At 73.1% G+C, this 24,381-nt stretch carries 23 protein-coding genes; 15 read left to right on the forward strand and 8 right to left on the reverse strand.

Annotated features, from left to right (window positions below; genetic code table 11):
* The first annotated feature begins 1 nt into the window (after position 1).
* From secF to BLW76_RS22970, 3 genes are all read left to right on the forward strand, one after another.
* Entirely contained in the window at positions 2-1,228 is a 1,227-nt protein-coding gene (gene secF, locus BLW76_RS22960; protein WP_091310769.1) for a protein translocase subunit SecF, read from the forward strand.
* Position 1,229: 1 nt separating this feature from the next.
* Entirely contained in the window at positions 1,230-1,748 is a 519-nt protein-coding gene (locus BLW76_RS22965; protein ID WP_091310772.1) for an adenine phosphoribosyltransferase, read from the forward strand.
* A 233-nt stretch (positions 1,749-1,981) separates the two neighbouring features.
* The gene (locus tag BLW76_RS22970) at positions 1,982-4,336 is read left to right on the forward strand and encodes a RelA/SpoT family protein (protein WP_091310774.1); all 2,355 of its coding nucleotides are present in this window, start codon (positions 1,982-1,984) and stop codon (positions 4,334-4,336) included.
* Here the strand turns inward: BLW76_RS22970 and BLW76_RS22975 are convergent.
* Positions 4,333-4,734, reverse strand: coding sequence for a DUF1304 domain-containing protein (locus tag BLW76_RS22975; RefSeq protein WP_091310776.1), 402 nt, complete (start codon positions 4,732-4,734; stop codon positions 4,333-4,335). The two genes, BLW76_RS22970 and BLW76_RS22975, sit on opposite strands and share 4 nt — an antisense overlap.
* Complete coding sequence (locus BLW76_RS22980; protein WP_091310778.1) at positions 4,731-5,144, reverse strand: cupin domain-containing protein; 414 nt, start codon at positions 5,142-5,144, stop codon at positions 4,731-4,733. The genes BLW76_RS22975 and BLW76_RS22980 overlap by 4 nt, the downstream gene beginning before the upstream one ends.
* Positions 5,145-5,233: 89 nt before the next feature.
* Between BLW76_RS22980 and BLW76_RS22985 the strand changes: the two genes are divergently transcribed.
* The 3 genes from BLW76_RS22985 to BLW76_RS22995 all read left to right on the forward strand — a co-directional run bounded on the left by BLW76_RS22985 (position 5,234) and on the right by BLW76_RS22995 (position 8,344).
* A complete protein-coding gene (locus BLW76_RS22985) occupies positions 5,234-6,256 on the forward strand; it encodes a helix-turn-helix transcriptional regulator (protein ID WP_091310780.1) in 1,023 nt (340 codons plus the stop codon).
* A 91-nt stretch (positions 6,257-6,347) separates the two neighbouring features.
* On the forward strand, positions 6,348-8,003 hold the full coding sequence (locus BLW76_RS22990) for a hypothetical protein (protein WP_091310782.1): 1,656 nt from the start codon (positions 6,348-6,350) through the stop codon (positions 8,001-8,003).
* The gene (locus tag BLW76_RS22995; RefSeq protein WP_091310785.1) at positions 8,003-8,344 is read left to right on the forward strand and encodes a hypothetical protein; all 342 of its coding nucleotides are present in this window, start codon (positions 8,003-8,005) and stop codon (positions 8,342-8,344) included. Before BLW76_RS22990 ends, BLW76_RS22995 begins: the two co-directional genes overlap by 1 nt.
* Here BLW76_RS22995 and BLW76_RS23000 read toward each other — a convergent pair.
* Positions 8,341-9,174: an alpha/beta fold hydrolase gene (locus BLW76_RS23000; RefSeq protein ID WP_091310787.1), complete on the reverse strand. Its 834-nt coding sequence runs from the start codon at positions 9,172-9,174 to the stop codon at positions 8,341-8,343. The genes BLW76_RS22995 and BLW76_RS23000 overlap by 4 nt on opposite strands.
* Before the next feature lie 73 nt (positions 9,175-9,247).
* Between BLW76_RS23000 and BLW76_RS23005 the strand changes: the two genes are divergently transcribed.
* Positions 9,248-10,027, forward strand: coding sequence for an enoyl-CoA hydratase/isomerase family protein (locus BLW76_RS23005; RefSeq protein ID WP_167384695.1), 780 nt, complete (start codon positions 9,248-9,250; stop codon positions 10,025-10,027).
* Here BLW76_RS23005 and BLW76_RS23010 read toward each other — a convergent pair.
* The 3 genes from BLW76_RS23010 to BLW76_RS23020 form a co-directional block, all read right to left on the reverse strand.
* A complete protein-coding gene (locus BLW76_RS23010) occupies positions 10,014-10,592 on the reverse strand; it encodes a P-loop NTPase family protein (protein ID WP_091310791.1) in 579 nt (192 codons plus the stop codon). The two genes, BLW76_RS23005 and BLW76_RS23010, sit on opposite strands and share 14 nt — an antisense overlap.
* A gap of 95 nt (positions 10,593-10,687) precedes the next feature.
* On the reverse strand, positions 10,688-11,512 hold the full coding sequence (locus tag BLW76_RS23015) for a LysM peptidoglycan-binding domain-containing protein (protein WP_091310793.1): 825 nt from the start codon (positions 11,510-11,512) through the stop codon (positions 10,688-10,690).
* Positions 11,513-11,660: 148 nt separating this feature from the next.
* On the reverse strand, positions 11,661-12,533 hold the full coding sequence (locus tag BLW76_RS23020) for a peptidylprolyl isomerase (protein WP_091310795.1): 873 nt from the start codon (positions 12,531-12,533) through the stop codon (positions 11,661-11,663).
* Positions 12,534-12,681: 148 nt separating this feature from the next.
* On the opposite strand from BLW76_RS23020, the gene BLW76_RS23025 reads away from it, so the two are divergent.
* Both BLW76_RS23025 and BLW76_RS23030 read left to right on the forward strand, forming a co-directional pair.
* Positions 12,682-13,248: an MBL fold metallo-hydrolase gene (locus BLW76_RS23025; RefSeq protein ID WP_091310797.1), complete on the forward strand. Its 567-nt coding sequence runs from the start codon at positions 12,682-12,684 to the stop codon at positions 13,246-13,248.
* Complete coding sequence (locus BLW76_RS23030) at positions 13,245-13,880, forward strand: hypothetical protein (protein ID WP_167384696.1); 636 nt, start codon at positions 13,245-13,247, stop codon at positions 13,878-13,880. The genes BLW76_RS23025 and BLW76_RS23030 overlap by 4 nt, the downstream gene beginning before the upstream one ends.
* On the opposite strand, the gene BLW76_RS23035 is transcribed toward BLW76_RS23030, so the two are convergent.
* Together BLW76_RS23035 and BLW76_RS23040 are read right to left on the reverse strand one after the other, a co-directional pair.
* Complete coding sequence (locus BLW76_RS23035) at positions 13,852-15,663, reverse strand: YibE/F family protein (protein ID WP_091310799.1); 1,812 nt, start codon at positions 15,661-15,663, stop codon at positions 13,852-13,854. The genes BLW76_RS23030 and BLW76_RS23035 overlap by 29 nt on opposite strands.
* A 253-nt stretch (positions 15,664-15,916) precedes the next feature.
* Positions 15,917-16,894, reverse strand: coding sequence for a GlxA family transcriptional regulator (locus tag BLW76_RS23040; protein WP_091310801.1), 978 nt, complete (start codon positions 16,892-16,894; stop codon positions 15,917-15,919).
* A 99-nt stretch (positions 16,895-16,993) separates the two neighbouring features.
* On the opposite strand from BLW76_RS23040, the gene BLW76_RS23045 reads away from it, so the two are divergent.
* The 6 genes from BLW76_RS23045 (at position 16,994) to BLW76_RS23070 (ending at position 24,370) form a co-directional block, all read left to right on the forward strand.
* Positions 16,994-17,698, forward strand: coding sequence for a DJ-1/PfpI family protein (locus tag BLW76_RS23045; RefSeq protein ID WP_091319736.1), 705 nt, complete (start codon positions 16,994-16,996; stop codon positions 17,696-17,698).
* Between the two features lie 105 nt (positions 17,699-17,803).
* The gene (locus tag BLW76_RS23050) at positions 17,804-20,749 is read left to right on the forward strand and encodes an AfsR/SARP family transcriptional regulator (protein WP_091310803.1); all 2,946 of its coding nucleotides are present in this window, start codon (positions 17,804-17,806) and stop codon (positions 20,747-20,749) included.
* 101 nt (positions 20,750-20,850) lie between these two features.
* A complete protein-coding gene (locus BLW76_RS23055; RefSeq protein WP_091310806.1) occupies positions 20,851-21,360 on the forward strand; it encodes a hypothetical protein in 510 nt (169 codons plus the stop codon).
* A 54-nt stretch (positions 21,361-21,414) separates the two neighbouring features.
* Positions 21,415-21,795 carry an SPW repeat domain-containing protein gene (locus BLW76_RS23060; protein WP_091310809.1) on the forward strand — a complete coding sequence of 127 codons (381 nt, stop codon included), beginning with the start codon at positions 21,415-21,417 and terminating at the stop codon, positions 21,793-21,795.
* Positions 21,796-21,892: 97 nt separating this feature from the next.
* Positions 21,893-22,777 carry a non-homologous end-joining DNA ligase gene (gene ligD / locus BLW76_RS23065; protein WP_244170274.1) on the forward strand — a complete coding sequence of 295 codons (885 nt, stop codon included), beginning with the start codon at positions 21,893-21,895 and terminating at the stop codon, positions 22,775-22,777.
* A gap of 126 nt (positions 22,778-22,903) precedes the next feature.
* Positions 22,904-24,370, forward strand: coding sequence for an MFS transporter (locus BLW76_RS23070; RefSeq protein ID WP_244170275.1), 1,467 nt, complete (start codon positions 22,904-22,906; stop codon positions 24,368-24,370).
* Positions 24,371-24,381: the final 11 nt, after the last annotated feature.

A 24,381-nucleotide genomic window follows, 5' to 3' on the forward strand; every position in this document is an offset into this window, starting at 1 on the left:
CATGGGGGTCGAAGAACTGGACACGGACGCCGAGGGCAACGCCAAGGTGGCGGCCAAGCCCGGCAAGAAGGAAAGCGTCTTCCACCGGCTCTACGTCGGCACGGGCGCGTTCGACGTCGTCGGCAAGCGCAAGCGCTGGTACGTCTTCTTCGGCGCGCTGGTGCTGGTGTGCCTCCTGTCGATGATCATCCGCGGCTTCAACCTCGGCATCGAGTTCGAGGGCGGCACGCAGATCCAGATGCCGGCCAACGGCACCCACGGCGTGATCACCGAGGAGCAGGCCAAGGAGTCGTTCCAGAAGGCACTCGGTCACCCGGCGACGGAGACGCAGAAGGTCGGCACGGGCAACGCCTCGACCATCCAGATCCGCACCGAGACGCTGAACGCGGCCGACGTCGCCAAGCTGAAGCAGACCCTGTTCCAGGACCTGGGCCCGATCGGCAGCAACGGCCAGGCCAGCGTCCAGGCGATCAGCGACAGCGCGGTGAGCGCGTCCTGGGGTGGCGAGATCTCGCAGAAGGCCCTGATCGCGCTCGCGGTGTTCCTCGTCGCGGTGGTCATCTTCCTCGCGGTCTACTTCGACCTGCGGATGGCCGCGGCGGCGCTGGTCTCGCTGCTGCACGACATCCTGGTCACCGCGGGTGTGTACTCGCTGATCGGCTTCGAGGTCACCCCGGCGACCGTGATCGGCCTGCTGACCATCCTCGGGTTCTCGCTGTACGACACGGTGGTGGTGTTCGACAAGGTCCGCGAGAACACGCGCGGCCTGCTCGGGCTGACCCGCCGCACCTACGGCGAGGCCGCGAACCTCGCGCTGAACCAGACCCTGATGCGGTCGTTCAACACGGCGTTCATCGCGCTGCTGCCGATCCTCGGCCTGCTGGTCGTCGGGTACATCCTGCTCGGCTCGGGCACGCTGCAGGACCTGGCGCTGGTGCAGCTCACCGGTACCCTCGTCGGCGTCCTGTCGTCGGTGGCACTGGCGACGCCGCTGCTGGTCGACTTCAAGATGCGCGACCCGAAGTACAAGCAGCAGGCCGAGCGGGTCCGCCAGCGTCGCGCCAGCCAGGAGCGCAAGGCGGCGGGCGAGGACTTCGACGCCTCCGACGACGACGCCCTGGCGAAGGAACTGCGCAAGGAGAAGGCGTACGCGGCCGCGGCCAGCGTCCCCGCCCGGATCCAGAAGCAGCGCCCGGCCGGCAAGCCCGCGGGCAAGCGGAAGCGCTGACGTGGAGCTCGACGAAGCCCTCGGCCTGATCGCCGAGGTGCCGGACTTCCCCGAGCCCGGCGTGCTGTTCCGCGACTTGAGCCCGCTCTTCGCGGACGCGGGTGCGTTCAAAGCGGTGACCGACGCGCTGGCGGGCACCCTCGACCCGTCGGTCGAGGCGCTCGCCGGCGTGGAGGCCCGCGGCTTCCTCCTCGCCGCGGCCGTCGGGTACGCCCGCGGCCTCGGCGTGGTGCTGATCCGCAAGCCGGGCAAGCTGCCGGCCGTGGCGGGCCGCGTCGACTACGCCCTGGAGTACGGCACGGCCACGGTGGAGCTCCCGGCCGGCGTGGTCCGGCCGGGCCAGCGCATCGCCGTCCTCGACGACGTCCTGGCCACCGGCGGCACGGTCGCGGCCACGGGCAAGCTCCTGGAGGACGCGGGCGCGGTGGTCGACAGCGTGTCGGTGGTCCTGGAACTGGCCGCCCTCGGCGGCCGGGGCGTCCTGGGCGACCGCAAGATCCACGCCCTCCGGACCTGCTGAACCCGTAACTGGCGTGATCCAGCCCGGATCTCGCGTGATTGGGGCCGTAACTCACGAGTTACGGCCCCAATCACGTGAGTCACGGCTTCAATCACGCGGGTCACGGGTTCAATCACGCGAGTTCGTGCTGGTGACGGGCCCCACATCCCCCTGAACGGGCGCACCCGACAGGGCTGCGAGGCGCAACGGCTACCCTGGTGGTCCGAAGGCCGCACGAGCAGCAGGAGGTGCGGGTGAGCCAGGAGCTCGACGCCGCGGTGCCCGCGAAACAGGGCGCCCAGCAGAACGGGCAGGCGGCGGCACAGCCCGCGCCGCCGAAGCCGAACGGTGCGGCGCCGAACCCGTCCGCGACCCGGCGGGTCCGGGCGCGCCTCGCCCGGCGGATCACTGCGCAGCGCGCCGCCCCGGTCAAGCAGGTCCTCGAACCCCTGGCCGTCATCCACCGCGAGCTGCACCCCAACGCCGACCTCGGGCTGCTCCAGCGCGCCTACGACGTCGCCGAGGAACTCCACCGCAACCAGCGGCGCAAGTCCGGCGACCCGTACATCACCCACCCCCTGGCGGTCGCCACCATCCTCGCCGAGCTGGGCATGGACACCACCACGCTCGTCGCGGCGCTGCTGCACGACACGGTCGAGGACACCGGCTACGCCGTCGAAAGCCTGAAGGCCGACTTCGGCGAGAAGGTCGCCGAGCTGGTCGACGGCGTCACGAAGCTGGACAAGGTGCAGCTCGGCTCGTCCGCCGAGGCCGAGACCATCCGCAAGATGGTCATCGCCATGGCCAAGGACCCCCGGGTGCTGGTCATCAAGCTCGCCGACCGGCTGCACAACATGCGCACCATGCGCTTCCTGCCGCCGGAGAAGCAGGCCCGCAAGGCCCGCGAGACCCTCGAGGTGCTCGCCCCGCTGGCCCACCGGCTCGGCATGGCCACGGTCAAGTGGGAGCTGGAAGACCTCGCGTTCGCGATCCTGCAGCCCAAGAAGTACGACGAGATCGTCCGCCTGGTCGCCGACCGCGCGCCGTCACGGGACATCTACCTGCGCTCGGTCATCACGGACCTGACCAGCAACCTCGTGTCGTCGCGGATCACCGCGAAGGTCGAGGGCCGGCCGAAGCACTACTACTCGATCCACCAGAAGATGATCGTCCGCGGCCGCGACCTGGACGACATCCACGACCTGGTCGGCGTGCGGATCCTGGTCGAGGACGTCCGCGACTGCTACGCGGCGATGGGTGTCGTGCACGCGCTGTGGCAGCCGGTGCCCGGCCGGTTCAAGGACTACATCGCCCAGCCGCGGTTCGGTGTCTACCAGTCGCTGCACACCACGGTGATCGGCCCGGACGGCAAGCCCCTCGAGGTGCAGATCCGCACCTACGAGATGCACCGCACGGCCGAGTACGGCATCGCCGCGCACTGGCGCTACAAGGAAACCAAGGGCACGCACAGCGGCAACGCCATGGACGTCGACGAGATGGCGTGGATGCGCCAGCTCCTCGACTGGCAGCGCGAGGCCGCGGACCCGGGCGACTTCCTCGAGTCCCTGCGCTACGAGCTGGCCGCGCGCGAGATCTTCGTGTTCACCCCGAAGGGCGACGTCATCACGCTGCCGGTGGACTCGACGCCGGTCGACTTCGCCTACGCCGTGCACACCGAGGTCGGCCACCGCTGCATCGGCGCCCGCGTCAACGGCCGCCTGGTCGCGCTCGAGCGCAAGCTGGAAAACGGCGAAGTCGTCGAGATCTTCACGTCGAAGGCGGAGAACGCCGGCCCGTCGCGCGACTGGCTGCAGTTCGCGGGCTCGCCGAAGGCCCGCGCCAAGATCCGTCAGTGGTTCGCCAAGGAACGCCGCGACGAGGCCATCGAGGGCGGCAAGGAAGCCATCACCAAGGAGATCCGCAAGGTCGGCCTGCCGATCCAGCGCCTGGTTTCCGCGGAGTCCATGGGCGCGGTGGCCACGGAGCTGCGCCACGCCGACATCTCATCGCTCTACGCGGCGGTCGGCGAGGGCCACACGAGCGCAAAGCACGTGGTCCAGCGCCTGGTGGCCCTGATCGGCGGCGTCGACGCGGCGGAGGAGGAGCTCGCCGAGCGCGCGACACCGTCCACGGTGACCCGCCGCCGCGGCTCCAACGACGTCGGAGTGGTGGTCAAGGGCGCCAGCGACGTCTGGGCGAAGCTGGCCCGCTGCTGCACCCCGGTACCGGGCGACGAGATCCTGGGCTTCGTCACCCGCGGCGGCGGCGTATCGGTCCACCGCACGGACTGCACGAACGCCGGCGACCTGCAGTCCCAGCCCGAGCGCCTGGTCGAGGTCGAGTGGGCACCCTCGGCATCATCGGTGTTCCTGGTGGCGATCCAGGTCGAGGCACTGGACCGCCACCGCCTGCTCTCGGACGTGACAAAGGTGCTGGCGGACGAGAAGGTCAACATCCTGTCGGCATCGGTGACGACGTCCCGCGACCGCGTCGCGGTCAGCCGCTTCTCGTTCGAGATGGGCGACCCAAAGCACCTGGGCCACGTCCTGAAGGTGGTCCGCGGCGTGGAGGGCGTCTACGACGTGTACCGGGTGACGTCGGCTTCCTAGAAGAGCGCCGCAACCAGCGCACCAAGCGGTGGCATCGCCTGGGCCAGCGCGCCACCGCGGCCCGCCCCGCGCGGGCGGCTGAGAGCCAGCACGTCCGACACCCCGAGGGCGATCCCGGCCAGCACCATGAACCCGCAGCAGTAAAGAACCAACCACCGCCCGGCCTCGACACCCCCGGTATGCAGCAGGATCAACCCAAGCACCGGCCCACAGGCAAGAAACAAGTTATAAAACCCCACATTGAACGACCACAGCCGAGTAGCGGGCAAATTCACGGACGGGATCCGAAAAATGCCCTCGTGCACCCCCGGCCGTTCGAACAGCACAACCTCCCAGACGAATGCCAGCAGGTGCACCAACACCGCCACCCCAGCGAAAACCTGCGCAACGACGTTCACGACACAAGCTCGATCCCGTGCTGCCCGGCGATCTCCGGAATCCGCTCGGGAGCAGCCTGGTCGACGGCCCGGAAGAACCGCCCCATCCCGTCCGTCAGGCACACCGCAAGGAACTGCGCAGACGGCGTGTGCACCGTGAAGGTGTTGGCCGCACCGGCCGGAATACTGATCGACGCACCAGGGACGAGGTCGTGCAGCTCGCCGTCCACGTACACCGTGATGCGCCCGTGGAGCACGTAGAAGCTCTTCGCCCAGGGCTCGGTGTGCGGCGGGACCGACGGCCCGCGCGGCGCGTCGACCTCGAACACCTCGTAGGCGCCGCCGGTGTGCTCCGCGCCGACCTTGACGGTGATCCGCGCGTCCTTCGAATCGAGTTCCGGGCCTTCGCCCGGGGCGCTGAAGTGGGTCATGCCGACAACGCTAGGAACCCGCGAGCCCGGGGGACCATCCCGGAAAGGTGGGATACCCGCCGGGCGCACCGGCGGCGCATACTGCGTCCGTGTGGGACGGCCGGGCACAGGGAGTGCGGCGGGACGTCGCCGCGCTCGCCACGGCGGGTCTCGGCGTCGCCGAGCTGCACGCCGCCGCCATCGAGCTGGTCGAGCGGGTGGTGCCCGCCGAGCTGACGTGCTGGGCGTCGCTCGACCCGGACACCGCCGTGATCAGCTCGATGACCAGCGGCCGGGCCCGCATCCCCGGCGAGTACGAGCCGCTGCTGGCCACCTACGAGTACGACGGCGCCCAGCCGCACACCTTCGCCGAGCTGGCGCGCAGGCCGGTACCGGTGGCGCGGCTGTCCGACCTGCCGCGCCGGGCTGTCGAGCGCAGCGGACGGCTCACCGAGGTCTGGCGGCCGCTCGGGCTCGGGCACGAGCTGCGCGTGGTGTTCCGGGTCGACGGCACGGCGTGGGGCGCGGCCGGCCTGGTGCGCCGCGGCGAGTTCGGCGACCGCGAGGTCGAGTTCCTGACGTCGGTCGCTCCGGCGCTGGCGGCGGCGACGCGGGTGGCCGCCCGCATCCGCCGTGCGGGGGAGCGGGCCGAACCGGCGATCGTGGTCGTCGGCGCGGACGGCAGGCAGCGGGCGGCCACCGCGGCGGCGGAGACCTGGCGCTCCGAGCTCGACGAGATCGCCCCCGGCCGGTTCGCGGTCATGGTGCGCGCGGTGGTGACGGGGGCCCGCGCGGCGGCGACGGGGACGTTCCGGGCCCGTGTCCGCGACGCCCACGGCGGGTGGATCGTGGTGCACGCCAGCCGGCTGGTGGCCGGGGAGGACGACGGCGAGACGGTCGTGACGTTCGACCGCGCGTCGGGTGCCGAGCTGCTGGGCGTGCTGCTCGCCGCCTACGGCCTGACCGCCCGGGAGCGCGACGTCTGCCGCGAGGTGCTGGCCGGACTGTCCACAACGGACATCGCGGCCCGGCTGGCGATCTCGGCGCACACGGTGCAGGACCACCTCAAGTCGGTGTTCGGCAAGGTCGGCGTCCGCAGCCGTGGGGAACTGACCGCGGCACTGTTGCACTGAGGTTGCGGAGGCGGAATTACCGCCCCGTGGCTCGCGGCTGCATGATACGGTCCGCAACTTGCGGGGGAGCCAGCCTGACAAGGGGGGCCGGATGGCCGACGACACCACGCGCTACCTCTGTGCGGCGTCCTACCTCGATCCCGCCTACGGCAAGCGGGCCATCACGGAGTTCCTCGTCGAACCCACCCGGCCGGTCCCGCCGTCGACCGGGCTCGACGCGGGTGTCGTGCTCACCGAGGCGGTGCGGGCGCGGGCGCGCCGCAAGAACTACGACGGGCTGCTGGTGCTGCTCATGGCCGTCGTGCTCGGGCTGCTGTGGGACAACCCGTTGCTCTACGCCTGGATCGTGGTGTCGCTGGTGCTCGTCGGCGTGCGGATGGCGCGGAAGGCGTCCGCGCCGGAGAAGCCGGTCAACCCGAAGATGATGATCATGCTGGCCGCGGCGATCGTCGTCGCCTGGCTGCTGCTGTCCTATTCGGACGAGATCTTCGACTCCGGGAGCCGGTACTCCTCGCGCTACTACGACGACGTCGAATACGACGACTCGTCCGGTGGCGACACCGCCCGCGCGGTCATCGGCATCGTGCTCGCGGTGGTCGTGGGCGTGGTGGCGACGATCGAGCGCTGGTCGCTGTGGAACCTGGTGACGACGCGCTTCCGGCGGTTCGCCCGGCCCGCCGACGGCGGCGGCAGCCTCACCGGGCTCCTCACCGAAGACTTCCGGGGGCAGCTCGCCCGCTTCCGGGGTGGCGAAGAGACCGCCGAGACGCCGGGAGCACCCCTGGTGGTCTACCGCGGGTACAACCCGTTCGTGGGCGCCGGGTACCGGCGTGACGCCTGGTCCATGGCGGTCCCGCTGGAGCGGGTCGAAGACGGCGAAGGCCGGCCGCAGCTGACGACCGAGGCGTTGTACGACGGCATCCGCGAGGCGATCGCGAACCTGCGTCACGCGAACGCGCTGACGCCCGACAACCGGCTCGGCGCGCTGACCGTGACCGAGGCGGTGTTCACCCCGGCCGCCGCGCTGATCGACCACCTGGGGGAGCCGGACGCCGCGACCTACCTGCCGGACGTCACGCACCCGCCGCACACCCGGCTGTCCCCGGACGCCGTCGCCCGGCTCCGCACCGAACCGAAGGAATGGGCGCGCTACTACCTTTCCTTCCAGGTCGAGACCTGGGACCGCGAGCTGGTGCTCACGACGTTCCTGCACGTCGCCGTGGACGACACGACGCTGTACGTCGAGTGGACGCCGTTCATGCTGCCGCCGATCCGGGCGGAGTACCGCGTGGTGGACAAGATGCGGCCGGACTCGCTGCGCCCGCTCGGCCAGGGACTGCTGGCCTGGCTGGAGATGCCGGCGAGCCTGCCGGGCCGGATCCTGAACCTGGTGTCGTGGATCCGGCACCCGAAGCGCGAGGCCGGCGTCCTGGACCCGGACCGCTACGGCGCCGCGCAGACCCTGCGCGAACTCGGGTCGCTCAACCTGTTCACCGACTACTTCCAGCTCCTCGACATCGAACGGTACGAGAAGATCCTCGAGAGCCGGCTGCTCCCGGCGATCGGCAAGCTGCTGGACGAAGCCGGCTTCTCGACGGCGAAGTTCGAGGAGCAGGCGGCGGTCGTGATCAACAACGACATCACGATCGGCGGCGACAACAGCGCCCCGATCACCCAGACCGGCGTGCGCGGCGCGCGCCGGCGCCCGCCGGCGGCACCCGGCAGGCGGACCAGGACGGAGGCCTGATGGGACACCGGATCAGCAACAAGGTCAGCATCGGCGGCGACAACTCCGGCGCGATCACCCAGACGGGCATCGAAGCCGGCGGCGCCGAGACCGCGCTCCCGGCGTTGCTGGAGCTGGTCGAGCGGCTGAGTTCCGAGGTGCGCGGCCGCGACCTGGCCAAGCAGGAGGTGCTGGAGGACACGCTGACCGACCTGGCGGCCGACCTGAGCGCGGGCGAGGCCGCGGAGCCGGCGGTGGTGCGCAGCCGCTGGGAGAAGGTCAAGGGCCTGCTGGGCGGGGTGGCGCAGTTCTCCGAGCTGGTCGCCAAGATCTCGGAGCAGGTGCAGAAGATCTTCGGCTAGAGGAACTTCCGCAGCAGGGCGTTGACCTCCGCCGGCCGTTCCATCGACGGCAGGTGCCCGGTGCCGGCCAGCTCGACGAACTCGGCCTGGGGCAACGACTCCGCCAGGTGCGCCGACAGCTCCACCAGCCCGCGGGCGTCCGCCGTCCCGACCACCACCAGCGCGGGCGTGGTGATCTCGGCGAGCCGGTGCCGGGTGTCCGGGATCCGCTCCGTCCACTGTGGAGCCGTCCAGTCGTGGCGGTACACCTGCTCGCACATCTCCCGGACCAGCGCGACCATTTCGCCCGGCAGCACCGAGACATCGCGTGCCGGTCCGGCGACCAGGTACCGGATGTTGGCTTCCGCCATGGCCCGCACGTCCGCCGGGTCGACGTCGCCTTCGCGGGCCTGGTAGCGGGCGAGGCGGTCGGGCGGGAGGATCGCCGCGGTCAGTTCCGCGATGTCCGCCTGCATGTGGTCCGGCCAGGTGTGCCCGGTGAGCCCCGAGCCGAGCAGCACCAGCCGGGTGATCCGCTCCGGTGCGGCGAGGGCGGCGTCGAGCGCGCACGCCCCGCCCATCGAGGCCCCGACCAGCGCGGCCCGCTCGAGCCCCCGGGCATCGAGCAGGGCGAGCAGGTCCTCGTAGTGGGCGTGTTCGCCGCTTTCGCCGCCGGTTTCCCCGAACCCGCGGCGGTCGTAGCGGATCACCCGGTGGGTGGCGGCGAGCTCGGTGAACTGCGCGTCCCACATCCGGCGGTCGCCCAGTGCGGCGTGCAGCAGCACGACGGCGGGCCCCTCTCCCGCTTCGTCGTAGCCGAACGCCGTCCCGCCCACCTCGATCGCCGCCATGGCCCCAAACTAGCCACACGACCGCGTCACACACCGCCGGTTTCGCTGAGGGCGAGCAGTTAGTGTGCGGGGCATGACCGACGGATTCGACCTGGCGCGCGACGGCGAAGTCGCCCGCCTGACGCTGACCCGGCCGGAGAAGATGAACGCCATCACCTACGGCATGTGGGCGGCCATCCCGGATGTCGTGGCCGAGGTGGAGGCCGATCCGGCGCTGAAGGCCCTGGTGATCGCCGGAGCCGGCAAGCACTTCTCCGCCGGTGCCGACATCAGCGAGTTCGGGGAGCTGCGGACCACGGCCGAAGGCGCGGCGAGCTACGACAAGGCCGTCGAGGGCGCGGTCGCCGCGCTCACCGCGATGCGCAAGCCGTCGGTCGCGATGGTCCAGGGCAACTGCATCGGCGGCGGCTGCCAGATCTCCGTCGCCTGCGACTTCCGGTTCGCCGCCGACGGCGCGCGGTTCGGCATCACCCCGGCGAAGCTCGGCATCGTCTACCACTTCGACTCGACGCGCCAGCTCGTCTCGCTCGTCGGCCCCGCGCACGCCAAGTACTTCCTGCTCTCCGGCGAGCTGATCACGGCCGCCCGGGCCCGCGAGATCGGCCTGCTCAACGACGTCTTCCCGGCCGCCGACCTCGAAGCCTCGACGCTAGCCTTCGTCGCAACGCTCTGCTCTCGTTCCCAGGCGTCGGTCCGCGGGATGAACCGGATCATCGAAAAGATCGTCGCCGGGCAGGAAACCCCGGACGCCGAGGTCGAGGAGATCCGCGCGGAGGCCCTGCACGGCGAGGACTACGCGGAGGGCGTCGCCGCGTTCCTCGAGCGGCGCCCGCCGCGGTTCACCTTTCGCTGACCTCGACGTCCAGGTAGGCGTGGAAGTGCTCGGCGACGAGGTCGGTGACGCCGGCCGGGTCGAGCTTGCCGTCGATCTCGATGACGCGGATGCCGCGGTCCCGCGCCGCCCGCACGGCGTGGGCGGCGAGCATCCGGTCGCGCGTCAGCCGGGTGCGCTGCTCTGGGATCGCCGGCGCGTCCGGCCGGTGCCGGAGCTGGTGCTGGCGGAACAGCTCGGTCGGCACCAGCACCACCATCCTGCCGGGTGAGTCCACGAGCGGGGCGACGAGCTCCGGCCGCAGCCCGCGGCCTTCGGCGACGACCGGCCGGGGCGAGGCCAGCGCGCGCAGGTCGTCGAGGGCGCGGCGGAAGCGGCTCCCGAACTCGGCCATCATCGCGCTCAGCTGGTCGCCGGCCGGGAGGTCGTCCGGCAGGGGAGTGCCGGGCCGGACCCGGTCGTCGTGGTGGTAGGCCGTCAGGCCGTGCCGCTCGGCCAGCAGCCGCGCGACGGTGGACTTCCCGGTCCACGGGGCGCCGCCGATCCACAGCGCCTTCTGCAGGGTGCCGAACGGATCCGAGGTCATGCGACGACTATTGCGGGCCCGGCGGCCCGCTGGCCAGTGTTCGGGCGCCGGTTGATCCGTTCAGCGCAGAGTGACCCGGCACGTACCGCCCGGGGTCAGGACCGGTCGGCGTCGCCGTCGATCACGAGCACGGTCGGGGAGTCGGCGAAGTCCGGTTCGGGGCCGATCCGGAAGTGGAACCGCGAGCCGGGCCGGACCGCGGCGATCACCTGGGTTTCGGCGGTGTCGAGCACGATGATCGCGAGCTCGGTCGTCTTCGGCTCCGGGCGGAACACGACGTCGGGACGCGGTTCGGGGACCACGATCGGCAGCGGCAGGGTGCCGCTGACCGAGCCGGAGCCGAAGTCCTCCTCCGCGGGCGCGGGCGGCTCGAACGGGGCCGGCGGGAGCAGCTGCGGCCGCCGTCGCCACCAGAGCCCGGCGAGCAGGCCGGTCAGCAGGCCACCGGTGCCGCTGACGACCGAAGCCAGCCCGACGCCGAGCCCGGACGGCTCACCGGCGGCGGGGACGGGAGCGGGCGCCGTGGCCGGGGTGAGGGGCGGGGTGGCCGGCAGCGGCCCGTACTGCACGCCCGGCTCCGGGGCGGCGTCGTCGGGCAGCTGGAGCACCTGGCCGGGCTCGATCGCGGTGGGATCGGTGAACGGCGTGCCGTCGGGCCGCGGCCTGCCTTCGTTGAGCCGGAAGATCTCGGGGAAGCGCCGCCCGTCGCCGAGCGCGCGTTCGGCGATCTTGAACAGCGTGATGTCGTCGGGGTTGTCGGCGTGCGGCACGATGAAGTACTTGACCGGCGGCGGCTGCGGCGGATCGTCCTGCGCGAGCGCGGGACCGCCGGCGAGCACGGCGAAGAGGACACCGGCGCAGCCGGCCTGGCCGGCCCGCCCGAGGACGCGGCGGACCGCGGTGATCCGGTTTTCGACCATCGTCGCACCTCTCCCCGGCGACCCTCGGCGGGTCTGGCGGTGTCACCTCTGACACGGGGCGGGTGCGGGCGTGGTTCAGATCTTGCGCCCGGCGGACACGAAACAGCCCGTCCCGGATCTCGTCCGGGACGGGCTGTGCCGAGTCGTGCTACGAAACGGTGACGCCGGTGAATTTCACCTGTTTGGTGGGCGCCCCGGTGCCGTCCTGCGGGTTCGGGTTCCCGATGCCGGCCTTGGCGACCGCGTCGAGCACCTTCAGGCCCTCGTCGCTGATGCTGCCGAACACCGAGTAGTCCGGCGAGAGGCCGTCGGCGTTGCCGTAGACCATGAAGAACTGGCTGCCGCCGGAGTTCGGGGCCTGCGTCTTCGCCATGGCGAGGATGCCGCGGCCGTACTTGATCTCCGGGAACGCCTCGTCCGGCATCGTGTAGCCGGGGCCGCCCTGGCCGTCGTTCGCCGGGTCGCCGGTGGCCGCCGGGTCACCGCACTGCAGCATCTGCAGGCCCTCGGTGCCGAGCCGGTGGCACATGGTGCCGTCGTAGAAGTTCTGCTTGGCGAGGCTGACGAAGCTCTGCACCGCGCAGGGGGCGAGCGCGCGGTCGAGCGTCAGCGGGATGTCGCCCGCCGTGCTCTTCAGCGTGACGTTCACCGTGCCGGTCGACGGCACGTTCTTGCCGTCCGGCAGGTTCACCTTCTTCGGCGCCTTGCCCGTCGTGTCGGCCTTGAAGTCGCACGTCGTCGGGTTCGGCAACGGCGTCGCGCGCTTCGGCAGCGCGGTGCGCTGCGTGGGGATCTGGAGCTCGGTCGGCGGCGGGGCGGCCGAGGACGACGCCGCGGCGTCGGTGCCGTCGCTGCTGTTCGCGCTCACGATCCACACCACGACACCGGCGACGACGAGGACGGCCACGCCGACTACACCAGCCCCGATCATCCGGCGTCGCTTCTGCTGCTCCAATCGGCGCTCGAGCTGCCGCTCGAGTTTGCGCTTCGCAGCTTCGCGGCGCTGCTGGTTGGTCGCCACCCCGTACCCTCCAGGTTTCCGCTCGTGTCACACGTCTGAGGTAGCGGCAGTGTATGGGCACAGCCTGTGAGGACCATGTACAGGGCCCGCTAGTCTCAACCCGATCGTGATCGGCGCCATCCGGCGCGGAAGTCCGGGGAGGCGTTCGGTGCTCGTCGTCGGGTTCGGCAGCGGCCCGCTGCAGGCCAACTGCTACCTGCTGGCGGCGGCCGCCGGCGGGCCGTGCGTGGTCGTGGATCCTGGCCAGGAGGTGGCCGCGCCGCTGGCCGCCGCGCTCGCCGAACACCGGCTGGTCCCGGCCGCGCTGCTGGCCACCCACGGCCACCCCGACCACGTCGCTTCGGCGGCCGGGCTGGCGGCCGAGCACGGCGTCCCCCTGCACCTGCACCCGGACGACGCGCCGCTGTACGACGGCGCCAGCCTGCCGCTGGCGCCGGGCACGTACGCGGGCCTGGACGTCGACGTCCGGCACGTGCCGGGGCACACCCCGGGCTCGGTGGCGCTGGGCCTGGCGACGCCCGAGGGCGGGCGGCTCGCGCTGACCGGCGACACGCTGTTCGCCGGGTCGGTCGGCCGCGGCGACGTGGCAGAGGCCGTGCGTGACCTGCTGGCGGCGTTCCCGGACGACACGGTGGTGCTGCCGGGCCACGGCCCGGCGACGACGATCGGCCGGGAACGCGCGGGCAACCCGTTCCTCGCCGGGACGGGGGCATGACGGTGGCCGAACGCATCGCGTTGTTCGAGGAGGACCCGCGCGGCCGTCGCCGGCGCGGCATCTCGGGCCTGATCGGCGTGGTGATCGTCGCGGCGGCCTTCGGCGGGATCGCCGGCCTGATCGGCGGCACGGTGACCGGCCTGGTCGTCGCCCTGGTGATCGCCCTGCCGCTGCTGTACGTGATGGCGGTCAGCATCCGGCGCCGCGTCTGGCTGGAGGGCTCGACGCTGCTCGTGCGCACGTGGGGGCTGCGCCGGGTCGACCTGGTGACCGCGACCCGCCTCGACCTCGTCGTCGGCGACGTCCGGGGCAGCCGCACGGTGAGCCTGCTGGTCAACGCGGGGCAGCGCGGCAAGGTGGCGAAGGTCGACCTCGCCGTGTTCTCCGGCACGGGCGGGCGCGAGCTGGGCATCCTGCCGCTGCGGAAGCTCGCGAACGCGCTGATGAACAACACGGAGGCGAACGGCCTCGTGTTCGGCGAGCTGCTGGTGGCCGAGCTGAAGGCGGAGGCCCGCGGCGCCGGCGTGGCGGAGCGCCCGCTCTACCGGCTGGCGTCGGTGGCGCCGTCGGGCAAGTACGTGCAGCGCTTCACGATGGAGGCCGTCAGCCGGTTCGTGGCAACGCTGGACTGAGGTGTCCCGCGGGCTCGCGGGAGGCGATCAGCGCGGCCAGGACGGTGGTCACCGGGACGGCCGCGACGATGCCGACGCTGCCGGCGAGCGTCCGGATGATCTCCTGCGCGATGTCCTCGCTGCCGAGCAGCGCGCCGAGCCCGACACCGGAGATCGACGAGTACAGCAGCACCGGCAGCGCGGCCCCGGCGTAGGCCATCACGAGGGTGTTGACCGCCGAGCCGACGTGGTCGCGCCCGATCCGCAGGCCGGAGTTGTAGAGCTCGCGCCAGGTCAGGTCGGGGTTGGCGCGCCGGAGCTCCCAGACGGCGCTGGTCTGGGTGACGGTGACGTCGTCGAGCACGCCGAGGGCGCCGATGACGACGCCGGCGAGCAGCAGCCCCCGCGCGTCGATGCCGTGGCCGAGCGAGCCGATGAGCGTCGAGGTGCTGTCGTCGAGCCCGGTCAGCGAGGCGGCGGCGGAGAAGATCGCGGACAGCACGCCGATGAGGGCGAGGCTGACGAGCGTCCCGAGCACGGCGGCCGAGGTCCGCGCGGACAGGCCGTGGGTCAGGTAGAGGGCGATGAACATGATCGCCCCGGCCCCGGCGATGGCCACGACCAGCGGGTTTTCCCCGGCGAGGATGGCCGGGAGGATGAACAGCGCGATGACGACGAAGGAGAGCCCGAGCGCCACGAGCGCGGCCACGCCCTGCCACCGCCCGAGCACCAGGACGGCGACGGCGAAGAGGGCGGCGAGCACGAGCAGGGGAGTGCCGCGCTGGAAGTCGACGAGCTGGAAACTGGCGGGATCGCCGGGGTTGCCGTTGTTGTAGGCGAGCACGACGGCGTCCCCGGCGGCGAAGCGCGGGGTGCTGGGCTCGATCGGGACGGTGAGGCGCAGCGGTTTCCCGGCGGCCGGGCCGTCGGTCATGGTGAGCTCGACGGTGAGACAGGGTTTCGCGTTCGGGTCGGTTTGGTCGCCGACCTGCACCTGGCCCTGCGCGAGACAGGGCCCGGTGGCGGTGGTCCTGATGTCGGCGTGCACGGGCGTGCCCTGCGGGACGACGCTGGTGGGCGAGGCCTTGCCCCAGGGGTAGAGGACGACCATGCCGACGACGGTGGCGAGCGCCAGGGGGGCGAGCAGCCAGATCAGGAGGAGCCGGACCCGCCGGGACGCGGGGGCGGCGGGGCCGTGTCCGTGGCCGTGTCCGGTGGGGGGTTCCGGGGGTTCGGGGGTTTTGCGCCGGGGACGGGCGTCGGTGGCTCGCTGGGGTCCGGTGTCCCCGCGGCGGGTGCGCGGGGTGGCTGCGTCGGTGGCCGGTTGAGGTCCGGTGTCGCCGCGGCGGCGCGGTGAGCCGGCCTGGTCGCCGCCGGCCGGGGTCGGCTGGGGTCCGGTGTCCCCGCGGCGGGTGCCGTTCTCGGTGACTCGTTGCGGCCCGGTGTCCCCGCGGCGCCGCGGAGTCGCGGGCTGGTCGTTGTCGGGCACTCGTTGCGGCCCGGTGTCGCCGCGGCGCCGCCGGGCCTCGGTGCGCTCGTTCTCCGCCGGAACCGGCAGCGATCCGGAGTGGGCGGCGCGCGGTCCGGCAGCGGATTCCCCCGCCGGAACCCGCTGGGCGCCGGTGTCGCCGCGGCGGCGGGCGGGGTCGGCCGCCCGGCGGGTGCCCTCGGGGGGCGTGCGGCGGGCGGGCTTGCGGGGCGTTCCCGGCGTTCCGGACGTGCCGCGGGCCGGAGAAGGGGACACCTCGTCCGTGATCCGGCGAATCGGGCCGGTTGCGTCGTCGTCCAGGTCGGGGCGGTCCACCCACACATCCTGACAGCGGGATCCGCCACCCCGCGCGAGGGGCCGCCGACGGCCCGGTTCGTCCCGAAGCACCGTGTCGTCCCCCCAAGCACGCGTGTCGTCCCTGCAATCACGCGTGTCGTCCGCTCCAGCACGGCGAAGCCCACGTGACCAGACCCGGAACTCACGTGATCAGAACCGCATCTCGCGTGATTGGGCGCGTATCTCGCGTGATTGGAGGGGCATCTCGCGTGATTGGGAGGTCGACACGGCGTCAGCCGTAGGACTGGCGGACGTGGACCCGGCGGTAAGCCGACGGTGGCGTGTCGAAGTGGTCGAGGAAGGCCTGGCGCAACGTCTCCGTCGAGCCGAAGCCGCAGCGGCGGGCGATCGTCGCCAGGGGGAGGTCGGTGCCGGACAACAAGCGCGCCGCCTGCTCCGTGCGGATCGTGCGGACGTACCGGCCCGGCGTGGTGCCCAGGTGGGCGTCGAACAACCTCGTCAGCTGGCGGGTGCTGATCCCCGCGCGGGCCGCCAGTGCCGGCGTGCCGAGGTCGGCGTCGAGGTGCTCGGTGATGTACGCCGTGAGGTCGCGGACCTCGCGGTGCTCCGGCGGCGGCCCGGCCAGGAACAGGCTCACCTGGGCCTGGTTCCCGGGCCGCTGCAGGTACGTGACGAGCATCCGGGCCGCCTCGCGGGCCAGTGACGGGCCGTGGTCCGCCTCCACCAGCGACAGCGTCAGGTCCAGCCCGCTCGTCACGCCCGCCGCCGTGTAGACGTTGCCGTGGCGGACGTACAGCGGCACCGAATCCACCGTCACCGCCGGGTAGTCGCGGGCCAGGCGCGCCGCGTAGCGCCAGTGGGTCGTCGCGCGGCGGCCGTTGAGCAGCCCCGCCGCCGCGAGCACCTCCGCGCCCGTGCACACCGACGCCACCCGGCGGCTGGTGCGGGCGAGCCGCCGGACGTGGGCCAGGACGCGCTCGTCGGCCGCCGCCGCGGTGCTGCCCCAGCCACCCGACACGACCAGGGTGTCCAGGTCGCCGGCGACCTGGTCGAGGCGCAGGTGCGGCTGCAGCGTCAGCCCGGAGCCGGTGGTGATGGCGTGGCCGTCGACCGAGGCGAGCCGGAGTTCGTACGGCGGGCGCGCGCCGAGCCGGTTCGCCGCGTCGAACACATCGGCGGGGCAGGCGATGTCCAGCAGCTCGGCGTCGGCGTACCCGACGATCACGACCCGTCTGGGTGACCCTGGCATGGCCGAACGCTAGCAGTCCCGCCCGGCACTCGGACGTGGTTCGCAGGAATTCGGACATCCGGGCCGCCCGCCGTCCGCGGCTTGCCCAAGCTCGAGCCCATGACCGATGAGCAGAAGACCATCGCCTTCGTCGTGTACCCCGGCCTGACGCCGCTCGACCTCGTGGGCCCGCTGCAGGTGCTCAGCGCGCTCGGGCAGCTGGACCCGCGCTTCCGGACCGTCGTCGTCGGCGCCACGAAGGACACCGTCGGCACCGACACGCCGCTGCGGGTCGCCCCGAGCCACACCTTCGACGAGGTGCCGTCGCCCTTCGCGGTGCTCGTGCCCGGCGGCACCGTCCCGACCCTGCACGCGATGGCGGACGAGCGCCTCCTCGCCTGGCTGCGCACCGCGGCCGTCTCCGCGGAGCTGCTGACGTCGGTGTGCACCGGCTCGCTCGTCCTCGGCGCGGCCGGGCTCCTCGACGGCCGCGAGGCGACGACGCACTGGATGTTCCGCGACCTGCTGACCGGCCTCGGCGCGACCCCGGTCGCCCGGCGCTGGGTCGAGGACGGCCCGGTGATCACCGCGGCGGGCGTCTCGGCCGGCATCGACCTGGCCCTGCACCTGGTGGAACGGCTGGCCGGCCGCCAGGTCGCGACCACCATCCAGTTCGGCATCGAGTACGACCCCGAGCCGCCGCAGGGGGCGCTGGACTGGGCGAACCAGCCCTACGGCGACCTGAAGCCGCTGCGGGAGCACACGCTGCGCGAAGGCCTGAAGGAGCACCCGGAGCTGCTGGAGAAGCTCCTCGCGCACGTCTGAGGCGAACGTCGTCGGCCATCCGGGTGAGCGGGGTTCGCCGAACGCCCGGGACGGTTAGATTCGGCTCGCTCGATCAGGTGATCTCGCGGGTGGGGTGTGGTAGCCGTGCGGTTCCAGGTCCTCGGGCCGGTGACGGCCTCCGTCCCGCTGCCGTCGGCGGCCCAGCCGCGGCGGCTGCTCGCCGTCCTCCTCGCCCGCGCCGGCCGGTTCGTCGGCCGCGACACCCTCATCGACGAGCTCTGGCCGGACGGCGCCCCGCCGAGCGCCGCGGCGATCGTGCAGGTCACCGTGTCGAAGCTGCGCAAGACGCTCTCGCCCGGCCTCGGTGCCGCCGAGGCCGGGCAGCGGCTGCGCTCCGGACCGCGGGGGTACGCCCTTTCCGTCGAGCCGGGGGAGCTGGACGCGGACGACTTCCTGGCGCTGCTCGGCTCGGGCGCCGACGACCGGGCGCAGCGCCGCCGGACGCTCGACCGGGCGCTGGCGTGCTGGCGGGGCGACGCGTTCGCCGACGTCGCGGGCGGGCCGCTGCTGGAGGCGCACAAGCTGTGGCTGGAGGACCGGCGCTGCGCGGCCCTGCTGCAACTGGTCGAGCTGGAGCTGGCCGACGGCGACGGTGAGTCCGTGGTCGAGCGGCTCGCCCCGGTGGTCGCCGCCCGGCCCGCCGACGAACGGTTCGCCGCCCGGCTCGCGGTCGCCCTCGGCGCCGTCGGCCACCGCGAATCGGCACTGGAGGTGCTGCGCCGGACCCGGCGCGCGCTGTGGGACGAGGCGGGCGTGTGGCCGGGCGCCGACCTCGTCGCGGTGTACCGCCGGATCGCCGGCACGGAGTGGACGACGCCGGGGCCGCCCGCCCAGCTCCCGCCCGCGGTGCCCGACTTCACCGGCCGCGCGGCCGAGCTCGCCGACGTCGGACGCGCGCTGCGCGGCCCGGCCCCGGTCGTGCTGCACGGGGCCGCTGGGGCCGGCAAGTCCGCGCTGGCGGTCCAGGCCGCCTGGCGGGCCCGCCGCCGGTTCCCCGACGGCCAGCTGACCGCGTCCCTGCGCGCCCCGGACGGCACCCCCGCCGAGCCGGCGACCGTGCTGACGGGTTTCCTGCGCCTGCTCGGCGCCACCCCGGCCGAACTGGCCGACCGCGCCGGGCTGGCCGGGCTGTGGCGCGGCTACACGGCCGACCGGCGGCTGCTCGTCCTGCTCGAGGACGCCGCGTCGGAGGCCCAGGTGCGGGCCCTGCTGCCCGCCGGGCCCGGCTGCGCCACGCTCGTCACCGCCCGCCGCGAGCTGCCCGGGCTGTGCGGGGCGCGAGCGGTCCCGGTGCCGCCACTGTCCACAGAGGACGCCCGCGCGCTGCTGGCGGCGATCGCCGGGGAGTCGCGGCTGAAGGCGGAACCCGAAGCGGCGCAACGGCTTCTCGGGCACGGCGCCGGGCTCGCGCTCGCCGTCCGGATCGCCGGGGTGAAGCTCGCGACGCGGCCGAACCTGCGCGTCGCCGACCTCGCCGCGCGCCTGGCCGACGACCGCCGCCGGCTCGATGAGCTGACCGCCGGCGACCTCGGCGTCCGTGCCGTGGTGACGTCGGCGCTGCGGGAGCGGTCCGCCGCCGAGGTGTCGCTGCTGCGGCTGCTCGCCGCCTTCGGCGTCCCCGTCCCCGAGTGGGGTGCCGCGGCGCTGCTCGACCGGTCCCTCGCCGAAGCCCGCGACCGGCTGGACGACCTGGCCGCCGCCCACCTGCTCGACCCGGCCGGGACGCGGTGGGCGGTGCCCCCGTTCGTGCGGCTCGTGCTGGCCGAGAGCCCGGCCGGCGCCGATCCCGCGGCGCTGCGCCGGGCGTGCGAGGCCGCGCTGGCGCTCGCCGACCACGCGCGGGGCCGTCCGGCGCCCCCGCCCGACCCGGCCCTCGCCCGGCGGATCGCGGCCGACCCGGCGGGCTGGGCGGCCGAGGAGACCGGCCTGCTCGCCGCCGCCGTCCGCCTGTCCGGCGCGCACGGCTGGCACGAGCTGACCGAACGGCTCGCCGACGCGTGCACCGCGCTGGCGGGCACCCCGTGGCTCGGCCACGCCGCTCGCGCCGTCTCGGTGCTCGGGCTGGCCGCGGCCCGGCGCCGCCGCGACCCGCGCGCGGAGGCCGGAAAGCTCTACAACCTCGGTGCGGTGCACTGGCAGCACGGCCACTGGCACCGGGCGCGGAACTACTTCGTCATGGCCGAGCACCGCTACCGCGCCCTGGCCGATCCGCAGGGCACCGGGGAGGTGCTGACCGCGCTCGCCGACGTCCACCTCGACGGCGGCGACCCGCACGCCGCCGAGGCCGAGCTGAGGGAGGCGCTGGGCCTGTTCCGCGCGTGCGGGGACCGGCGCGGCCAGGCCGCCGCGGCGGCGCAGCTGGGCTCGCTGGCCGAGGACGTCGGCGACGTCCGGCGGGCGGTCGAAAGCTTCGAGGCGAGCATGCTGCTCGCCCGGGAGGCCGACGACGGCCGCGGGCACGACCAGGCCGCCAAGCGCTACGCCGACGTCCTGCGCCGGCACGGCGACCGGGACCGGGCGGCCTGCCTGCTCGCCGGCGCGCTCGGCGGCGCCGTCCGCACCCGCGAGCGGCACTGGGAGGCGCACGTCCTGCGCAGCCTCGGCGACCTGCACACCGACGCCGGCGAACCGGCCGACGGGCAGCGTTTCCTGACGCGGTCATTGGCGCTGTTCGAACGGATCGGGCACCGGCACGCCGCCGCCTACACCCACCGCAGCCTCGCCGAGGCCCGTCGCCGCGCGGGCGACCCGGCGGGCGCGCGCCGGCACCTGCGGCTCGCGCTGGACGTGTTCCGGGAGCTGCGCGACCGCCGCGGCGCCGGGTACGCCCTGCTCGGCCTCGGGCGGACGGCGGCCGAGGACGGCGACGGCGGCGAGGCGGAACGGCTGCTGCGCGCCTCGGCGGGGTTGTTCCGGGAGCTCGGGTTTCCGCTGTGGGAGCTGCGGGCCCTGGGCGAACTCGACGCCGTCACCAGCGCTTCCCCGGACCGGGACCGGACTCGTGAAGTCTTGGCGAAGATCAGGAGGTGACGGCGTCCCGGCCCGGCCGGCGGCGACCGGAGTTTGGCGAAGTTATGGCCGTCCCGATTTGGCTCCACGGCGTCCGGATCGTCGTACGAGGGAGACAGCTCATGCCGGGACAGCTCATGCTCACGCGGGTCGCACTGGGACTGGCCGCGTCCGCGGCGACGGCGGTGTTCGCCACCATCGGCACCGCGCAGGCGACCGAGCAGGTCACCAAGCTCACCCAGGCGCAGGCCGCGTCGCAGCTGTCCGCGGCCGGGGTGACGCGCTCCTCCAGCGGTGGCTGCACGGATCGCTACAACTCGACCTGCACGTCCTACGAGCAGATCAACCAGAGCACGGTCAGCGGGGTCATCACGCTGAAGCGGGCCAGCGGCTGCGCCGTCAACATCACCGGCGGGACCGAGACCGGGCACGCGTCCGGCACCTACAGCCACTGGAACGGCTACAAGGTGGACATCTCGCACAACAGCTGCATCGACGCCTACGTCAAGAACAACTTCGGCTACGCCGGCCTGCGCGGCGACGGCTACCCGCAGTGGAAGGCCGCGTCCGGCAACCTCTACTGCGACGAAGGGAACCACTGGGACATCACGTACTACACCTGCGGCTGCTGACCGGCCGGTTACCGGGTGCGACGAAGGGGTACCTCTCCGGGTGGAGGTGAGGAGATGACATCCCACGGCACCCCGGCCGTCCGGCGCCGCACCGCGGTGCTCGGTGCGGCCGCCGGACTGGTCCTGCTGGCCGGGCTCTTCCTCGTACTCGCCCCGTGGATCGCCGGTTTCGGTGGCGCGGGCGTGCTTGCGCTCAGCGACACCGTGCTCGGGCTGGTCCTGGTCGCGCTGGCGATCGCCCGCACGGCCACCCGCAGGCTCGCGCTGATCGGCTGGGTGATCCCGGTCCTCGGCGCGTGGGTGGTGCTTTCGCCGTGGCTGCTGTCCCAGGCGGGGGACACCCCGCCGTCGGCGGCCGCGATCACCGGCAACGTGGTCGCGGGCGCCGTGGTCGTGGTGGCCGGGGTGTGCTCGGCGCTCGCGGGCGAGCGCTGAGCACGCTCCGAGTGGACACGCCCGGCCCGGGGCGGGCAGGCTCCGCCCAGGAGCGCGTGCGGGTGGACGGGCCCGCCGCCGACCCCTGGGAGGCGCGGTGGACCCCGCCGATATCACGACCTCGAACCCGGACAAGATCTACTACCCCGAGGCCGGGCTGACCAAAGGCGACGTCGTCGGGCACTACCGGACGGTCGCCGAGGCGATGGTGCCGCACCTGCGCGGCCGGCCGCTGACCCTGCGCCGCTACCCGAACGGCATCGCGGGCCAGACCTGGTACCAGAAGGAGGCCAGCCCGAAGCTGCCCTCCTGGATCCGCGTCGAGGCGATCCCGCAGCGGACGACCAGCGACGTGCGGCACGTCATCTGCGACGACGCCGCGACGCTGGTGTACCTGGCCAACCAGGCGGCGATCGAGTACCACATCTGGTCGTCCACTGTGGACGACCTGGAGCACCCGGACATGGTGCTGATCGACATCGACCCGCCCGACCACGTCACCGTCGCCGACCTGCGCGGGATCGCGCGCCTGGTCCGCGACGTCTACACCGCCGCCGGGCTGACGCCGTACCTGCAGGCCACCGGGGGGCGCGGGTTCCACGTCGTCGCGCCGCTCGAGCCCAGCTTCACCTACGACGAGGTCCGGGACCTGGCCAAGGTCGCGGCCGAGGTGCTGGCCCGGCTCGACCCCGACCGGCTCACCACGGCCGTGCGGAAGAACCAGCGCGGCGACCGCGTGTACCTCGACATCCTGCGCAACGGCTACACCTCGACGTTCGTGGCGCCCTATTCGCTGCGCGCGCGGCCGTCCGCCGGGGTCGCGACGCCGCTGGACTGGCACGAGCTCGGCAAGGCGGAACCGGACGGCTGGACGCCGAAGCGGATGAAGGACCGCCTGGCGCGCAAGGCCGATCCGTGGGCCGGGATGGCCGACCACGCGGCCTCCCCGGCGCGGGCGCTGGAGCTGCTGAAGGCGCTTTAGCGAAACCGCATGCGGGAAGAAATCGCTGTGCAATCCGGAGGAAGGTGACTGCCCCTCCTCCTCCGTACGGTCGACGCAGACCTACGGACCGCGGAGAAACGCCGTCTCCGCTCGAAGGAGAGAGCAGTGAACGTCGCCCAAGCAGCTCCCGCATCGGTGGCGTCGGGTCTCGACCCGCGCCGCTGGAAAGCCCTCATTCTGCTCTGCACGGCCAACTTCATGGTGATCCTCGACGCGCAGATCGTCATCATGGGCCTGCCGTCGATCTCGGCCGACCTCAAGCTGTCCCCCGTCGCGGCGCAGTGGGCCCTCTCGGCCAACCTGCTGACCTTCGGCGGGCTGCTGCTGCTCGGCGGCCGCGCGGCCGACCTGCTCGGCAGGCGGAAGGTGTTCATCGCCGGCACGGCGCTGTTCCTGCTGGTGTCCTTGCTGTCCGGGTTCGCCTGGAACGCCGAGGTCCTGCTGGTGGCCCGCGCCCTGCACGGGGTTTCGGCCGCGCTGATGGCGCCGACCGCGTTGTCCATCCTGACCAACACCTTCCCCGAAGGCCGGGAGCGCAACAAGGCGTTCGCCGCGTGGTCCGGGATCGCCTCCATCGGCGCGACCGTCGGCCTGCTGCTCGGCGGCACGCTCATCGACTGGCTGGGCTGGCAGTCGATCTTCTTCGTCAACGTCCCGGTCGCGCTGCTCATGCTGATCCTGAGCCCGGTGCTGCTGCGCGAGAGCAAGGACGCGGGCAAGCAGCGGACGTTCGACCTCGCCGGGGCGGTCGTCAGCACGGCCGCGCTGGGCCTGCTCGTCTACATCCTGGTCGAGGCGCCCGCCAAGGGCTGGGTCAGCTTCCACACCCTCGGCCTCGGCGTGGTCTTCCTCGTGCTGGTCGCGCTGACGCTGGTGATCGAGAAGCGCTCGGCGGCGCCGCTGGTGCCGCTGCGCCTCTTCCGCTCGCCCGCGCTGGTCGGCGGCAACGTCGTGACGGCGATCGTCGCGGCGCTCGCGTTCGGCATGTCCGTGGCGATCTCCCAGTTCTCGCTGGGCGTGCTGCACTACACGGCGCTCGAGTTCGGCCTGAGCCAGTCGGCGATGCCGATCGCGGCCGTGGCCGGCGCCTACCTCGCGCAGGCCGTGCTCAACCGTATCGGCATCCGCGTCGTCGCGGTCACCGGCGTGGTGCTGCTCGGCGCCGGCTGCTTCCTGCTGACCGGCATCTCGCCGACGGGCACCTACTGGGCCGACGTCTTCCCGGGCCTGGTCCTGTTCGGCCTGGGCCTCGGCGGCGGCCCGGTCGCCCTCGCGGCGGCGGCCCTGAACGGCATCGCCAAGCGCGACGCGGGCATCGCGTCCGGGTTCAACACCGCGGCGTTCCAGGTCGGTGGCGCGATCGGCGTGGCGATCGTGTCGACGATCATCGCGTCGCACATGGCGCAGGCGGCGACCAACCCGGCGGCGGTCATCGAGGGCTTCAGCCAGGGCTTCGTGGCGTGCGTGATCTTCGCGGCCGTCGGCCTGGTGCTGGCCGTGGCGCTGCTGCGCAAGCGCGGTGGCGGGCAGCTGCAGGTGGTCCCGGAGCAGCGGACGCCTTCGGCGCACTGAGTTCCGGCGGT

Source organism: Amycolatopsis tolypomycina, from assembly GCF_900105945.1.
Lineage (GTDB): Bacteria > Actinomycetota > Actinomycetes > Mycobacteriales > Pseudonocardiaceae > Amycolatopsis > Amycolatopsis tolypomycina.

Excerpts from the sequence above, each read along its gene's own strand:
- BLW76_RS23055 (WP_091310806.1), top strand. The coding sequence starts at position 20,851 with ATGCCGGGACAGCTCATGCTCACGCGGGTCGCACTGGGACTGGCCGCG.
- BLW76_RS23045 (WP_091319736.1), top strand. The coding sequence starts at position 16,994 with ATGACCGATGAGCAGAAGACCATCGCCTTCGTCGTGTACCCCGGCCTG.
- BLW76_RS23030 (WP_167384696.1), top strand. The coding sequence starts at position 13,245 with ATGACGGTGGCCGAACGCATCGCGTTGTTCGAGGAGGACCCGCGCGGC.
- BLW76_RS22995 (WP_091310785.1), top strand. The coding sequence starts at position 8,003 with ATGGGACACCGGATCAGCAACAAGGTCAGCATCGGCGGCGACAACTCC.
- BLW76_RS23005 (WP_167384695.1), top strand. The coding sequence starts at position 9,248 with ATGACCGACGGATTCGACCTGGCGCGCGACGGCGAAGTCGCCCGCCTG.
- secF (WP_091310769.1), top strand. The coding sequence starts at position 2 with ATGGGGGTCGAAGAACTGGACACGGACGCCGAGGGCAACGCCAAGGTG.
- BLW76_RS23015 (WP_091310793.1), bottom strand. The coding sequence starts at position 11,512 with ATGGTCGAAAACCGGATCACCGCGGTCCGCCGCGTCCTCGGGCGGGCC.
- BLW76_RS23060 (WP_091310809.1), top strand. The coding sequence starts at position 21,415 with ATGACATCCCACGGCACCCCGGCCGTCCGGCGCCGCACCGCGGTGCTC.
- BLW76_RS23000 (WP_091310787.1), bottom strand. The coding sequence starts at position 9,174 with ATGGCGGCGATCGAGGTGGGCGGGACGGCGTTCGGCTACGACGAAGCG.
- BLW76_RS23010 (WP_091310791.1), bottom strand. The coding sequence starts at position 10,592 with ATGACCTCGGATCCGTTCGGCACCCTGCAGAAGGCGCTGTGGATCGGC.
- BLW76_RS23040 (WP_091310801.1), bottom strand. The coding sequence starts at position 16,894 with ATGCCAGGGTCACCCAGACGGGTCGTGATCGTCGGGTACGCCGACGCC.
- BLW76_RS22980 (WP_091310778.1), bottom strand. The coding sequence starts at position 5,144 with ATGACCCACTTCAGCGCCCCGGGCGAAGGCCCGGAACTCGATTCGAAG.
- BLW76_RS22990 (WP_091310782.1), top strand. The coding sequence starts at position 6,348 with ATGGCCGACGACACCACGCGCTACCTCTGTGCGGCGTCCTACCTCGAT.